This window comes from Klebsiella sp. HMSC16A12, assembly GCF_001808265.1.
Lineage (GTDB): Bacteria > Pseudomonadota > Gammaproteobacteria > Enterobacterales > Enterobacteriaceae > Klebsiella > Klebsiella pneumoniae.
Genome location: NZ_KV792651.1, coordinates 19,127 through 33,253, shown reverse-complemented (window position 1 = coordinate 33,253; position 14,127 = coordinate 19,127). Strand labels below are relative to the sequence as shown.

Below are 14,127 nucleotides of genomic sequence, written 5' to 3'. Positions count from 1 at the left end.
GTCGTTCAGGGCCGTTTAGCGCAGGCCGAGAAATTCGATAATCTGAGTGAAATGATCGTCAAAGCCGACAAATGCGTGATTACCGCCCTCCTCTACCGTCTGCCGGCAAGAGGCGTAGTAATGCACGGCCTGGCGGTAATCAAGCACTTCATCCCCGGTCTGCTGCAGCAGCCAGAGTAAATCCGGCGCTTCGAGCGGGTCGATTTGCATGACTTTGAGATCGTAAATATGGCGAGACTCTAGCACATATTGCTGCCCGGTGTATGGATTCTCATTGTGGCCGAGAAAATTGTTTAGTAGTTCAAACGGCCGCACCGCCGGGTTAACCACCACCGCCGGCAGCATAAAGCACTGCGAAAGCCAGGTCGCGTAGTAGCCGCCCAGCGACGACCCTACGACCCCCAGCGGCTCGCCGCCGTGCTCCAGCACGATGGACTCCAACAGCTCCGCCGTTTCCGCCGGGTAAGGCGGCAACTCCGGCACCACCATGGTGATCTCAGGATAGTGCTGCGCCAGCCAGGTCTTTAACGCCGTCGCCTTCGCCGAGCGCGGAGAGCTGTTAAAGCCATGCAGATAAAGGAGCGTCGCCATCAGTAGCCTTCTGAAGCAATATCCGGATGAAACGCGGCGCCTTCCAGGCGGCACACTTCGGTGGTCAGCGTCCCGTCAGGGTGAAGCTCCAGCCAGCGCCAGCCCGGTGACACCGTATCCAGAGTGAAATTGGCACAGTGCGGTTTAAACTGGACGCAGGTCGACGGCGTCGCCATCATGCGCCGGCCATTCCAGTCGAGATCCAGTTCCTGATGAATATGGCCGCACAAAAGATGCTTCACCCGCGGCCAGGCGCTCAACGCGCTGTCCAGCGCGCCGGCATTGCGCAGACTATGCTGATCCAGCCAGCTGCAGCCGGCCGGCAGCGGATGATGGTGCAGCAGGAGTAAGGTATAGCGCTCCGGCGCCTCCGCCAGCTTATGTTCGAGCCACTCCAGCTGGAAGTCGCTCAGCTCGCCATGGGGAACGCCAAACACCTGGCTGTCGAGCAGCAGGATCTGCCAGCGATCGCCGAGAAACACGCGCTTGGCAGGGGAAATGCCCGCCTCCTGCAGGGTGCTGTACATCGCCGGCTGGAAATCATGGTTGCCCGGTAGCCAGACGCAGGGTGCAGCAAAACTCGCGATGCCCTCAGCAAAATGCTGATAGGCCGCGGAGGAGTGGTCCTGCGCCAGATCGCCTGTTGCGACAATCAGATCGCATGGACGCTGTGAGGCATGAATGGCCGACAGTACGGCCTGATAGCTATCCCAGGTATTGATGCCTAACAACGTTTCATGCTTTTCAGCAAACAGGTGAGTATCAGTAATTTGTAATATCCTGACTCTGGCCTCACCAGCCAGAGGTAGGTTTAACAGGCTTTCCAAATGGTGTCCTTAGGTTTAACGACGCTAACAAACCGGAATCGCCATCGCTCCATGTGCTAAACAGTAACGCAGCCAGTCGGCCAAAAACTGGTTAATTTGATGCTTTTCGTCGCGTTGATGCAACTTTTTATTAGGATAATCATATCGCGCTTTGAAGCGAAAGATCTGCTGACTCGAACACACTTCGGCCACCATGGCGTCATGGTAGAGGCGGACGGTCATCGATGGCAGGCTCCAGTAGCTCACTGCAGGCAGAGTCTGCTCTATTGCCACCAGAGTAGTGTAGCGGGTCGATTCAACTATCGTTAACCGATACTGCGCGCTTCCCACCTGATAGCTTACCTTCTCACCCGCTGCATCCGTTCGCGGCAACAGGCGGCGCAACTGCGCGAAGTTGGTCTCGCACAGGCGCATCATCTCAGGGAAGTCAGGTGTATAACGCTTCATTTTGTCCACTCATTTCGTAAATTGTGATAATGCAATTGCAGCCATTGCAAGGCGATGACAGAGGCTGCGTTGTCGATTTTCCCCTCTTCTACCCACTGGTAAGCCTGCTCCCGACTCACCACATGCACCCGAATATCCTCGTTTTCCTCGGCCAGGCCGTGAATGCCTTTTGCCGTCGATGCATCAACTTCTCCCACCAGGATCGATAACCGTTCGCTGGTGCCGCCGGGACTGGCCAGATAGCTTAATATTGGTTTCGTCCGCCCAACTTCAAGCCCGGCCTCCTCCAGCGCTTCCCGACGGGCAACATCTTCCACCGTTTCACCCGCTTCAATCATGCCGGCGACCATCTCCAGCAGCCACGGGCTCTCGCTGGTATCATAGGCGGCGATACGGATTTGTTCGACCAGCACCACTTCGTCGCGCACCGGGTCAAAGGGTAGCAAGACGGCGGCGTGCCCGCGCTCAAAAATTTCACGGGTGATTTCGCCACTCATGCCGCCGTTAAACAGGCGGTGGCGAAAACGGTATAAATCGAGCGAAAAAAAACCACGATATAGCGTTTCGCGTGCAATAATTTCTACATCATTTTTGGAGAAGGTAATTCCCTGCTGCGTGGGTTTGCTCATTGTCATGTCCTGCGAATCTGAAATTAGGGATTTCCAAACCGTTTGGCTACCGTTTTACGGTCCGTATGTTAGATTGGTGCAAATTACCGCCGGATGGCACGTAACGCCAACTTTTTACGGCGGCAGAATCGATACAATCAGCGGAATTTTTCTTAGAATTAGACCAGCGCTAAATGCTTCACAACAAGGAATGCAAATGAAGAAATTGCTCCCCATTCTTATCGGCCTGAGCCTGACCGGGTTCAGCGCCATGAGCCAGGCGGAAAACCTGCTTCAGGTTTACCAGCAGGCACGCATCAGCAACCCCGATCTGCGTAAATCGGCAGCCGATCGTGACGCCGCGTTCGAAAAGATCAACGAAGCGCGCAGTCCATTACTGCCTCAGCTTGGGCTGGGAGCGGATTATACCTATAACAATGGCTATCGCGACAGCAACGGCATCAATTCAAACGTCACCAGCGGCTCGCTGCAGTTAACGCAGGTTCTGTTTGATATGTCGAAATGGCGCGCCCTGACGCTGCAGGAAAAAACGGCAGGGATTCAGGATGTCACGTATCAGACCGATCAGCAAACACTGATTCTGAATACCGCGACGGCCTATTTTAAAGTGCTGGCCGCCATCGACACGCTCTCCTATACCGAAGCGCAGAAACAGGCTATTTACCGCCAGTTGGATCAAACCACGCAGCGCTTTAACGTAGGCCTGGTGGCGATCACCGACGTACAGAACGCCCGTTCACAATACGATGCCGTGCTGGCGAACGAAGTCACCGCGCGTAACGATCTCGACAACGCCGTCGAAGAACTGCGTCAGGTCACCGGTAATTACTATCCGGAGCTGGCCTCCCTGAACGTGAATGGCTTCAAAACCAACAAGCCGCAGGCGGTCAACGCCCTGCTGAAGGAAGCGGAGAACCGCAACCTGTCGCTGCTGCAGGCGCGTCTGAACCAGGACCTGGCTCGCGAGCAGATTCGCCAGGCGCAGGACGGCCATTTGCCGACGCTCAGCCTATCCGCGTCGAGTGGGATATCGAATACTAGCTACAGTGGTTCAAAAACCCATAATAATCCTCAGCAATACCAGGATAACGATGCCGGGCAGAACCAAATCGGCCTGAACTTCTCTCTGCCACTGTATCAGGGCGGCGCGGTGACCTCGCAGGTCAAACAGGCGCAATACAACTTCGTTGGCGCCAGCGAGCAGCTGGAAAGCGCCCACCGCAGCGTCGTGCAGACTGTGCGTTCATCGTTTAACAACGTGAACGCCTCCATCAGCAGCATCAACGCCTACAAACAGGCGGTGGTCTCTGCGCAAAGCTCCCTGGATGCCATGGAAGCTGGCTACTCGGTGGGTACGCGTACTATCGTTGACGTCCTCGACGCCACCACTACGCTGTATAACGCTAAGCAGCAGCTCTCGAATGCGCGCTACAACTACCTGATCAACGAGCTGAACATTAAGTCGGCGTTAGGTACCCTGAACGAGCAGGATCTGGTCGCCCTGAACAACACGCTGGGTAAACCCATCTCCACCTCCGCAGATAGCGTCGCGCCGGAAAATCCGCAACAGGATGCCACCGCTGATGGCTACGGCAACACTACCGCGGCGGTGAAGCCGGTGTCCGCACGAACCAACCAGAGCAGCGGCAGCAATCCGTTCCGTCAGTAATTCTCATACTGTGATGCGCATCGCCTGTCCGTCGGCCAGGCGATGCGTTAAACGTAAGGCAACGTAAAGATCCCCCGCTTAGCGCCCCTCTTCGCTTCATTTTCCACCACTCATCCTCTATCCTGAGCGTTAACACACGCCATACCACTGGGTCCTGGAAGACAAATATGAAACGGACAAAAAATATTAATCATTCGTCGTTCCGCAAAAGCTGGAGCGCACGCCATCTGACGCCGGTCGCGCTGGCCGTTACCGCGGTCTTTATGCTCGCCGGTTGTGAAAAAAGCGACGAAACGGTGTCGCTGTACCAGAACGCCGATGACTGCTCCGCCGCCAACCCGGGCAAAGCAGCCGAATGCACCACGGCCTACACCAACGCGGTAAAAGAGGCAGAGCGCACTGCGCCGAAGTATGCCACCCGCGAAGACTGCGTCGCCGAGTTTGGCGAAGGCCAGTGCCAGCAGACGCCAGCCCAGGCGGGCGTCGCCCCGGAAAACCAGGCGCAGGCGCAAAGCAGCGGCAGCTTCTGGATGCCGCTGATGGCCGGCTACATGATGGGCCGCCTGATGGGCGGCGGCATGGCGCAACAGCAGCCGCTGTTCAGCTCGAAAAATCCGGCCAGCCCGGCCTACGGTCAGTACACTGACGCCAGCGGCAAGAGCTATGGCGCCGCCCAGCCGGGCCGCACCATGAACGTGCCGAAAACCGCGATGGCGCCGAAGCCAGCCACCACCACCACCGTCACCCGCGGCGGCTTTGGCGAGTCGGTAGCGAAACAGTCGACCATGCAGCGTAGCGCCGCAGGCTCAACGTCCTCTTCTCGCTCAATGGGCGGCTAAGCAACATGGAAAGAGTCAGTATTACCGAGCGCCCGGACTGGCGCGAGAAAGCGACCGAGTACGGTTTCAACTTCCATACCATGTACGGCGAGCCCTACTGGAGCGAAGAGGCGTATTACAAGCTGACCCTCGCGCAGGTGGAAAAGCTGGAAGCGGTCACCGCTGAGCTACATCAGATGTGCCTCCAGGTGGTGGAAAAAGTGATCGCCAGCGATGAGCTGATGACCAAATTCCGCATCCCTAAACACACCTGGGGTTTTGTACGCCAGTCGTGGAAAACCAACCAGCCGTCGCTCTACTCACGTCTCGACCTGGCCTGGGATGGCGTCGGCGAACCGAAGCTGCTGGAGAACAATGCCGACACCCCGACCTCGCTGTATGAAGCGGCCTTCTTCCAGTGGATCTGGCTGGAAGATCAGCTCAACGCCGGCAAGCTGCCGGCGGGCAGCGACCAGTTCAACAGTTTGCAGGAAAAGCTGATCGATCGCTTCGGCGAGCTGCGCGAGCAGTTTGGCTTTCAGCTGCTGCATATGGCCTGCTGCCGCGATACCGTTGAAGATCGCGGTACCGTGCAGTATCTGCAGGACTGCGCCGCTGAAGCGGGGCTGGCGACGGAATTCCTCTACGTTGAAGATATCGGCCTGGGCGAAAAAGGCCAGTTTACCGATCTGCAGGATCAGGTGATTGGCAATCTGTTCAAGCTCTATCCGTGGGAGTTTATGCTGCGGGAGATGTTCTCCACCAAGCTGGAAGACGCTGGCGTCCGCTGGCTGGAGCCGGCGTGGAAAAGCATTATCTCCAACAAGGCGCTGCTGCCGATGCTGTGGGAGATGTTCCCCAATCACCCTAATCTGCTGGCGGCCTACTTCAGCGAAGATGCTCACCCGGAGATGGAGAAGTACGTCATTAAGCCAATCTTCTCCCGCGAAGGCGCTAACGTGTCGATCGTTGAAAATGGCAAAGTGGTGGAGGCAGTAGAAGGCCCGTACGGGGAAGAAGGCACCATCGTGCAGGCGTTTTACCCGCTGCCGAAGTTTGGCGATAGCTATACGCTGATTGGCAGCTGGCTCATCAACGACCAGCCTGCAGGGATCGGTATTCGCGAAGACCGGGCGCTGATCACCCAGGATCTGTCGCGCTTCTATCCGCACATTTTCGTCGAATAATGCCGCGCTCCGGCGACGGTAAATGCCGCCGGAGCGCGCTATCATCAGGCGCCAACCAACACCGACAGCATGCTCAGCGAGCCCATCTCGATACCATCGACCGGGATCGTCATCGCCTCAACGCCATCCCACGTCCCCAGGACATACAGCAGCGGCAGGAAATGCTCCGCCGTCGGATTGGAGAGCGAGCCCCCTTCGTGTGCCAGGTAGTTAACCAGCGGGTGTTGCTCGTCCAGCCCCTGCCATTGCAGATTCGCTTTCACGTAGTTATTGAAGGACTCTGCCCAAGGGTACGGCGTGTTCTCGCCATGCCAGCGGGCGGTGCGCAGGTTATGCACCACGTTGCCGCTGGCCACCAGCATAATGCCTTCATCACGCAGCGAGGTCAGTTTCCGCCCCATTTCGAGATGCCAGGCCGGCGGTTTGGTGCTGTCGATGCTCAACTGAACCATCGGGATATCCGCCTGCGGATACATTTTAATCAGCACGCCCCACGAGCCATGGTCAAATCCCCAGGCTTCTGTATCGAGGGTGACCGGCACCGGCGAGAGCAGCTCCACCAGCCGTTGCGCCAGCGCCGGAGAGCCCGGCGCCGGATAATGCGTGTCATACAGCGCCTGCGGAAAACCGCCGAAGTCATGAATGGTCTTCGGCGCCTCCATCGCCGTTACGCCCGTACCGCGCGTAAACCAGTGCGCAGAGACCACCACGATCGCTTTCGGACGCGGCAGGGTTTCGCCCAGTTGAGCCCAGGCGCGGGTATAACGGTTGTCTTCCAGCACGTTCATTGGGCTGCCATGGCCGAGAAACAACGCGGGCATTCGGGTACGGGACATGATGATATCCTTAGGGTGTCAATGTGATGTGCTCACATTACGCGCTTTTGCGCCAGGATAAACTCAGATAACCATGATGATGATCGTCAGAAAATTTGAATGTAATTCGCGGTAAAGGGACGTGTCCCGTACGCGCATCCTCAGGCAATATACTCGTATGTAATTATTTTCACAGGGAGAGAAGCGATGTCATCACCCTTAATATTGACGCTGTTAGCCGGTAGCGCAACCTTCATTGGCGCCATATTCGGCGTGATTGGCCAGAAACCCTCTAACCGCCTGCTTGGCTTCTCCCTCGGCTTTGCCGCCGGGATTATGCTATTAATTTCGTTGATGGAAATGCTGCCTGCCGCGCTGGCCGCCGAGGGCATGTCGCCGCTGCTCGGCTACGGAATGTTTGTTGTCGGCCTGCTGGGTTACTTTGGTCTTGACCGCCTGCTGCCGCACGCCCACCCGCAGGATCTGATGACTCCCGCCATGCCGCGCCCGCGCAACTTACGCCGCACCGCTATTCTTCTGACGCTGGGGATCAGCCTGCATAACTTTCCGGAAGGGATCGCCACCTATGTCACGGCCAGCAACAACCTCGAGCTTGGCATGGGCGTCGCCCTTGCCGTCGCCCTGCACAATATTCCGGAAGGACTGGCGGTTGCCGGACCGGTGTATGCCGCCACCGGCTCGCGCAGCAAAGCGGTGCTCTGGGCCGGGCTTTCCGGCATGGCGGAAATTTTGGGCGGCGTGCTGGCGTGGTTGATTCTGGGGAGCCTGGTCTCGCCGCTGGTGATGGGCGCGATCATGGCTGCCGTCGCCGGGATTATGGTGGCGCTGTCGGTCGATGAACTGATGCCGCTGGCGAAAGAGATCGATCCGCAAAGCAATCCAAGCTACGGCGTCCTGTGCGGGATGTCGGTCATGGGGCTGAGCCTGGTGGTACTCCAGACGATGGGCATCGGTTAAAGCGCAGAAACAACACAGCCCACTAACAAGTGGGCTGTGCTCGGGCATAGCGAACCGCTATTTAGCTGGCTTTACGCTCATGTTCGCGACGATAGGCCACCAGATCTTCAATCGTGACTACCGCCATATTGTGCTGCTGAGCGAACTTGATGCACTCCGGCGCGCGGGCCATGGTGCCATCGTCATTGGTCAGCTCGCACAGCACGCCTGCCGGTTTAAAGCCAGCCAGGGTCACGAGGTCGATAGTGGCTTCGGTGTGGCCGCCGCGGGTCAGTACGCCGCCCGGCTGCGCACGCAGCGGGAAGACGTGACCTGGACGGTTGAGATCGGAAGGTTTCGCGCCGTCGGCGATGGCCGCGCGGACGGTGGTCACGCGGTCGGCAGCGGAGACGCCGGTGGTCACACCTTCGGCCGCTTCGATGGTCACGGTGAAGCCAGTGCCGTAGGCGCTGGTGTTGTTCTCTACCATCATCGGCAGATCCAGCTGTTTGCGGCGATCTTCGGTCAGGCACAGGCACACAATGCCGCTGCCGTGACGAATGGTCAGCGCCATCTGCTCAACGGTCATGGTTTCAGCGGCGAAGATCATATCGCCTTCGTTTTCACGGTCTTCATCATCAAGCACCATCACGCCGCGGCCTTCGCGCAGGGCGTCCAAAGCGTGTTCCACACGTTCAAAAGCGGTACCAAAAGAAGAAAGGAGCGTCTGATTCATGGTAAAAAAACCTCATTAAAATTATGGTTACCAGAATCAGGGCAGTCTTAGGAGCGCCGGTTTAGCGGCAAAAGTCAACGCGAGCGGGCCTGGGCCCGACTGTGCCGTTACTCTCTCCCATCCGGACTTTAACCGTCGGCCCCGGAATTACACCGGATCTGCTGACCTTCCCGTAGTCACGGGAAGCGCTCGCGGGCTTTCAACGCCATGGTTGATTTACCGCCGGTGGGGAATTTCGCCCCGCCCTGAGAATAAGCGAGATAACTATAACGCTATTGACTATCCTCGGCAATGCATAAGCTTCAAACATTTCTGGTTTATAGGCGGCCTGGTTCGCACTACAATGATCAATCATCCGACCCGAGCAGGAAACCACCATGATTGACCCGAAAAAAATTGAACAAATCGCCCGCCAGGTCCATGAGTCGATGCCAAAAGGACTTCGCGATCTGGGTGAGGATGTTGAGAAGAAAATCCGCCAGGCGCTGCAGTCGCAGCTGACCCGTCTGGATCTGGTTAGCCGCGAAGAGTTTGACGTGCAGACTCAGGTGCTGCTGCGGACCCGGGAAAAACTGGCGCTGCTGGAGCAGCGCCTGAATGATCTCGAAAACCGCCCGGCGGCGACGCCGGGCAGCGAAGAGCAGCAGTAAAAAACGGGCCCCTGGGGGCCCGTTTTGCGTTTGGCTTAATGGGCGGCTTCCGCCTGACTACTCACCTGGCGACAGTACAGTTCATAGCGCTGGCAAAACCATTCACGATGTTCTTCATCCATATTGCCGACAATGGCCTGAAGATCAACTGGCTGGCCCTGGGCGTGCATTCTGGCGAAACTCCGCGCCAAAAAATCAAAATTCTTCATTGAATACATATCGTTATGGTTCATGCGCATACTCCTTCAGCGGTGGATGTTCTGATCAGTCATATGCCTTTTACTCACTTCAGTATTTACGCTTACCTTAACGCGATTTGTACGAAAAATGCGCTTAACATGATTATTTATTGCGCTAAATCATTTTCCACATGATTAAATAAAAACGGCCCGCGATACGTCTATCGCAGGCCGTGATGCTTCACCGTACAAACCGGTGAATAGCGAAAAGCTTATTTGTCGCTATCTTTTTGTATTTTCTTAATAATATTGGTAGTTGAGCAGCCATCTTCAAAGTTGAGCACCAGCACTTCGCCACCGTTCGCCCAGACCTCTTCACTGCCGGCGATCTGCTCCGGTTTGTAGTCGCCGCCCTTGACCAGCAGATCCGGCAGGATGCCAGCGATCAGGCGCTGCGGAGTATCTTCTTCGAAGGAGACCACCCAGTCGACGGCTTCCAGCGCCCCCAGCACGATCATCCGCTGTTCCAGCGGGTTCACCGGGCGGGTTTCGCCTTTCAGACGTTTGGTGGAGGCATCGCTGTTGACCGCCACGATCAGACGGTCGCCCAGCTTGCGCGCATTCGCCAGATAGGAGACATGACCGGCATGCAGAATGTCGAAGACGCCGTTGGTCATCACCACTTTCTCGCCGCGCTTGCGCGCCGCCGCAACCGCCTGTTTGAGCTCCTCTTCGCTCATCACGCCAAAGCCGGTCTCAGCCCGGCCGCGGACCGCGTTTTCCAGCTCGACAGGGGAAACGGTGGATGTACCCAGCTTACCGACCACCACGCCCGCCGCGGCGTTAGCGAAATAGCAGGCCTCTTCCAGGGTGTTGCCGGACGCCAGGGTCGCCGCCAGCACGCCAATCACCGTGTCGCCGGCGCCGGTCACGTCGTACACTTCCTGGGCCTGGGTCGGCATATGCAGCGGCGGACGCCCCGGCTGCAGCAGCGTCATCCCCTGCTCAGAGCGCGTCACCAGCAGCGCCGACAGTTCGAATTCGGCGATGAGCTTCATGCCGCGCTCAACGATCTGCGCTTCATCCTGGCACTTGCCCACCACCGCTTCAAACTCAGAGAGGTTCGGGGTGAGCAACGTCGCGCCGCGATAGCGTTCGAAATCGGTGCCTTTCGGATCGATCAGCACCGGCACGCCCGCTTCGCGTGCGAGTCGGATCATGGTCTGGACGCTGGTCAGCGCCCCTTTGGCATAGTCCGAAAGGACCAGCGCGCCAATAGAGCCCAGCGCCTGCTGAATGCGCTCGTGCATCGGCTGCGGATCGACGCCGGAGAAGCCCTCTTCAAAGTCGAGGCGGATCAGCTGTTGATTGCGCGACAGCACCCGCAGCTTGGTGATAGTCGGGTGAGTCGGGACGGAGACGAAGTCGCACTTCACATTGACGTTGGCCAGCGCCTGGCTCAGCGCGCGGGCGGCGTCATCAATCCCGGTCAATCCCACCAGGCGCGAGGTTGCCCCCAGCGAGGCAATGTTCATCGCTACGTTTGCCGCGCCGCCAGGACGTTCTTCGATATTTTCCACCTTCACCACCGGCACCGGGGCTTCCGGGGAAATACGACTGGTGGGGCCGTACCAGTAGCGGTCCAGCATCACATCACCCACCACCAACACTCCTGCACGTTCAAACTCCGGCAGCGTTACTTTCATGACTCTCTCCTGCGAGACGCAAACTTTGCGCGCGATAATAGCACACCCGATTTTATAGTTAAGCCATCAGCCATTTCTGCCAGCTGGCGCTGACCTGCTCGCGCTCCCGGCTGAAGGCCTCTGGCGCCACGTGTCCCGGCAGCTCCTGCAGGGCCAGGTGATGGAGCGCGTCACGCAAGGTGGTGTACGCGTGCGTTAAGGCGCGCGCTTCCTCCTCGTCCATGATGTCGTTCTGCGCCAGCAGCTCGAGAATACGCACATTATCAGACCAGCGGGTCAGCTTCGGCTTGTCGCTGGCATAGCGTAGGACCAGATACTGGGTAATAAATTCAATATCCGTGATCCCGCCGGCATCGGCTTTGATATCAAAACGATTGGGATGCTTGTTGCCGAGGTGGGCGCGCATCTTCTCGCGCATCTCGCGAACCTCGGTCTGCAGGGTTGCGCCCTCCCGCGGGGTGGTCAGGATATCGCGACGAATGGCGTCAAAGCGCGCCTGCAACGCCGGGTCGCCATAGACCACGCGGGCGCGCACCAGCGCCTGATGCTCCCACGTCCAGGCCTCGTTCTGCTGATAGTCGGCAAACGCGTCAGCGGTGGTAACCAGCATCCCCGCCGCGCCGGAAGGGCGCAGCCGGGCGTCCACTTCGTAGAGAATACCGGACGAGGTGCGGGTGCTGAACAGATGCATGATCCGCTGGGCCAGCCGCAGGTAGAACTGACGGCCGTCAATCTCCCGCTCGCCGTCGGTCATCACCTCCGCCGGGCAGTCATGGAGGAACACCAGGTCGAGATCGGAGCTGTAGCCCAGCTCCCAACCGCCGAGCTTACCGTAGCCGACGACGGCGAAGCCGCGCCCCTGGCGATCGTGCAGATGGGTCGGCAGGCCGTAGCGAGCCACCATCTGCCCCCATGCCTGCTGCACCACCGCATCGAGGATCGCTTCGGCAAGCCAGGTTAAATGATCGCTGACCTTCATCACCGGCAGGGTGCCGGCGATATCCGCCGCCGCGATATGTAGCTGCTGCGCCTGCTTGAACTGGCGCAACGCCTCCAGCTGCTGCTCTTCATCCTCTTCCGGCACCCGCAGCAGATACTGACGCAGCTCGTCGCGATAGGCATCGGTCGCCGTCGGCTGATAGAGGGTGTTGGGATCCAGCAGCTCATCCAGCAGCAGCGGGTGGCGCGCCAGCTGGCTGGCGACCATCGGCGATGCCGCGCAGGGCGTAATCAGGTGTTTCAGCGCGCCGGGGAATTCGCTCAGCAGTTCAAGATAGGTGGTGCGGGTGACGATGCCGGTCAACAGCGGCGTGATCCGCGCCAGAGGCAGCGGCGCATCGGCGCGCGAGCAGATTTCGCTCAGCAGATGCGGCATCAGCTGATCCAGCACCTGGCGGCCGCGCGGGCCGATGGTGCGCCGATCCAGCTCTTTGCGGAAATCGGCAATCAGCGCCAGCACGCTGCGGCGGTCGGCGTCGTTTAAATGCGCCAGCGCCGGACTGGCGTCATCTTCTTCCAGCGCATCCTGCCACAGCTCGCGCCAGTACTCGGCCAGCTGCTCATCTGGCGACTGAGCCTCGTCATCGCCGATCAGTTCATTAAACCCCCGCCGTACGTTGGCCATATGGTTCGCCAGCTGCGCGCTCAGCGTCTCCCAGTCATCGGTATGCATCCCCCACGCCAGTCTGGCGCGGTTCAGTTCATCCTGCGGCAGGGTCTGGGTCTGTTCATCGTTGATACTTTGCAGCAGGTTTTCCAGCCGGCGCAGGAACAGATAGGCCGCGCGCAGCAGCGTCGCGTCGCCTTCCGGCAGCAGATGCAGCTCATCAATCGCCGCCAGTGTCGGCAATAGCGCGCGCTGCTGCAGCGCAGGTTCGCGACCGCCGCGGATCAGCTGAAAGACCTGAACGATAAATTCAATTTCACGAATGCCGCCGGCGCCGAGCTTGATGTTGTCTTTCAGCCCGCGACGCCGCACTTCACGGGCGATCATGCCTTTCATGTTACGCAGCGACTGGATCACGCTGAAGTCGATATAGCGGCGGAAGACGAAGGGGCGAAGCATCGCGCGCAGTTCGCTGGCGTAGGCGCCGTCGTTATCGCCCATGATCCGCGCTTTCACCATCGCGTAGCGTTCCCAGTCCCGCCCCTGCTCCTGGTAATAATCTTCCAGCGCCGCAAAGCTGAGCACCAGCGGCCCGCTGTCGCCAAAGGGCCGCAGGCGCATGTCCACCCGATAAACAAAGCCGTCCTGCGTCGGCTGGTCGAGCGCCTTGATAAGCCGCTGCCCCAGGCGGGTAAAGAACTGGGCGTTATCCAGCTCGCGGCGGCCGCCGCGGGTGGCGCCATGCTCCGGCCAGGCAAAGATCAGATCGATATCGGAAGAGAAGTTCAGCTCGCCGCCGCCCAGCTTTCCCATCCCGAGGATCAGCAGCGGCTGCGGCTGACCCTCGGCGTTGCATGGCGTTCCCCACTCTTTACAGCAGGCGGCGTACAGCCAGTCGCGGGCGGCGACAATCAGGGTCTCCGCCAGGACGCTCAGCTGCTGCAGCGTCTCTTCTTCGCGCACCAGCGACAACGCCTGCGCCCAGGCGATGCGGACCATCATCTGGCGGCGGAAGAGACGCAGCTCTCGCATCAACCCCGCTTCGTCAGTGACGGCCTGCAGGCGCTCCTGCAGCCAGGCTTCGTAATGCCGCCACTCTTCCGCCGCCGGCGCGGAGTCCGCAAGCTCATTCAGCCAGCCCGGCTGAGCGATCACACTCTGTTCGACAAAATCGCTGAACGCCATCACCGACCTGGCCTGTGGGCTCAGTTCGGCAACGGGAAAATCCGTTGGCAGACGGTCAGCGACCGTCTGCCAGTGCTGCTGTAACTGCGGAGAAAGCGGCATCATAAGGGCTCCCTGGCCTGTAA

15 protein-coding genes and 1 riboswitch are annotated in these 14,127 nt (G+C 58.9%); of the genes, 6 read left to right on the top strand and 9 right to left on the bottom strand.

Annotated features, from left to right (window positions below; all coding sequences use genetic code 11):
* Positions 1 to 15: 15 nt before the first annotated feature.
* From yqiA to nudF, 4 genes are read right to left on the bottom strand one after another with little or no spacing between them, the layout of a single operon-like run.
* Positions 16 to 591 (bottom strand): esterase YqiA, encoded by a 576-nt coding sequence (gene yqiA / locus HMPREF3140_RS26060; protein WP_002916845.1) that lies wholly within the window; start codon positions 589 to 591, stop codon positions 16 to 18.
* Positions 591 to 1,418: a 3',5'-cyclic-AMP phosphodiesterase gene (gene cpdA / locus HMPREF3140_RS26055; RefSeq protein WP_002916846.1), complete on the bottom strand. Its 828-nt coding sequence runs from the start codon at positions 1,416 to 1,418 to the stop codon at positions 591 to 593. The genes yqiA and cpdA overlap by 1 nt, the downstream gene beginning before the upstream one ends.
* 24 nt (positions 1,419 to 1,442) lie before the next feature.
* Positions 1,443 to 1,865 (bottom strand): DUF1249 family protein, encoded by a 423-nt coding sequence (locus HMPREF3140_RS26050; RefSeq protein WP_002916847.1) that lies wholly within the window; start codon positions 1,863 to 1,865, stop codon positions 1,443 to 1,445.
* Positions 1,862 to 2,494 carry an ADP-ribose diphosphatase gene (gene nudF, locus HMPREF3140_RS26045; protein ID WP_002916848.1) on the bottom strand — a complete coding sequence of 211 codons (633 nt, stop codon included), beginning with the start codon at positions 2,492 to 2,494 and terminating at the stop codon, positions 1,862 to 1,864. The genes HMPREF3140_RS26050 and nudF overlap by 4 nt, the downstream gene beginning before the upstream one ends.
* Before the next feature lie 196 nt (positions 2,495 to 2,690).
* Here nudF and tolC point away from each other — a divergent pair, with 196 nt between their 5' ends.
* From tolC to HMPREF3140_RS26030, 3 genes are all read left to right on the top strand, one after another.
* The gene (tolC, locus tag HMPREF3140_RS26040) at positions 2,691 to 4,163 is read left to right on the top strand and encodes an outer membrane channel protein TolC (protein ID WP_020316753.1); all 1,473 of its coding nucleotides are present in this window, start codon (positions 2,691 to 2,693) and stop codon (positions 4,161 to 4,163) included.
* Positions 4,164 to 4,330: 167 nt separating this feature from the next.
* Positions 4,331 to 5,002: a DUF1190 family protein gene (locus HMPREF3140_RS26035; RefSeq protein WP_002916849.1), complete on the top strand. Its 672-nt coding sequence runs from the start codon at positions 4,331 to 4,333 to the stop codon at positions 5,000 to 5,002.
* 5 nt (positions 5,003 to 5,007) lie between these two features.
* The gene (locus HMPREF3140_RS26030) at positions 5,008 to 6,168 is read left to right on the top strand and encodes a glutathionylspermidine synthase family protein (protein ID WP_004900674.1); all 1,161 of its coding nucleotides are present in this window, start codon (positions 5,008 to 5,010) and stop codon (positions 6,166 to 6,168) included.
* Positions 6,169 to 6,212: 44 nt separating this feature from the next.
* Here the strand turns inward: HMPREF3140_RS26030 and ygiD are convergent, their stop codons facing one another.
* Entirely contained in the window at positions 6,213 to 7,004 is a 792-nt protein-coding gene (gene ygiD / locus HMPREF3140_RS26025) for a 4,5-DOPA-extradiol-dioxygenase (RefSeq protein ID WP_070553172.1), read from the bottom strand.
* 186 nt (positions 7,005 to 7,190) lie between these two features.
* Between ygiD and zupT the strand changes: the two genes are divergently transcribed.
* A complete protein-coding gene (zupT, locus tag HMPREF3140_RS26020; RefSeq protein ID WP_002916852.1) occupies positions 7,191 to 7,961 on the top strand; it encodes a zinc transporter ZupT in 771 nt (256 codons plus the stop codon).
* Positions 7,962 to 8,022: 61 nt separating this feature from the next.
* Here zupT and ribB read toward each other — a convergent pair whose 3' ends face one another.
* A complete protein-coding gene (ribB, locus tag HMPREF3140_RS26015; protein WP_004174356.1) occupies positions 8,023 to 8,676 on the bottom strand; it encodes a 3,4-dihydroxy-2-butanone-4-phosphate synthase in 654 nt (217 codons plus the stop codon).
* 105 nt (positions 8,677 to 8,781) lie between these two features.
* A riboswitch (FMN riboswitch) is annotated at positions 8,782 to 8,933 on the bottom strand.
* A 120-nt stretch (positions 8,934 to 9,053) separates the two neighbouring features.
* Between ribB and ubiK the strand changes: the two genes are divergently transcribed.
* Positions 9,054 to 9,326, top strand: coding sequence for a ubiquinone biosynthesis accessory factor UbiK (gene ubiK / locus HMPREF3140_RS26010; RefSeq protein ID WP_002916856.1), 273 nt, complete (start codon positions 9,054 to 9,056; stop codon positions 9,324 to 9,326).
* Between the two features lie 35 nt (positions 9,327 to 9,361).
* On the opposite strand, the gene glgS is transcribed toward ubiK, so the two are convergent.
* Positions 9,362 to 9,559, bottom strand: a complete 198-nt coding sequence (glgS, locus tag HMPREF3140_RS26005) for a cell surface composition regulator GlgS (RefSeq protein WP_002916857.1) — start codon at positions 9,557 to 9,559, stop codon at positions 9,362 to 9,364.
* On the opposite strand from glgS, the gene HMPREF3140_RS29035 reads away from it, so the two are divergent.
* Positions 9,551 to 9,700 (top strand): hypothetical protein, encoded by a 150-nt coding sequence (locus HMPREF3140_RS29035; RefSeq protein ID WP_004144536.1) that lies wholly within the window; start codon positions 9,551 to 9,553, stop codon positions 9,698 to 9,700. The two genes, glgS and HMPREF3140_RS29035, sit on opposite strands and share 9 nt — an antisense overlap.
* A gap of 77 nt (positions 9,701 to 9,777) precedes the next feature.
* Here HMPREF3140_RS29035 and hldE read toward each other — a convergent pair whose 3' ends face one another.
* Both hldE and glnE read right to left on the bottom strand, forming a co-directional pair.
* Positions 9,778 to 11,211: a bifunctional D-glycero-beta-D-manno-heptose-7-phosphate kinase/D-glycero-beta-D-manno-heptose 1-phosphate adenylyltransferase HldE gene (gene hldE / locus HMPREF3140_RS25995; RefSeq protein ID WP_002916858.1), complete on the bottom strand. Its 1,434-nt coding sequence runs from the start codon at positions 11,209 to 11,211 to the stop codon at positions 9,778 to 9,780.
* A gap of 58 nt (positions 11,212 to 11,269) precedes the next feature.
* Positions 11,270 to 14,107, bottom strand: a complete 2,838-nt coding sequence (glnE, locus tag HMPREF3140_RS25990; protein ID WP_070553170.1) for a bifunctional [glutamate--ammonia ligase]-adenylyl-L-tyrosine phosphorylase/[glutamate--ammonia-ligase] adenylyltransferase — start codon at positions 14,105 to 14,107, stop codon at positions 11,270 to 11,272.
* Positions 14,108 to 14,127 lie beyond the last annotated feature (20 nt).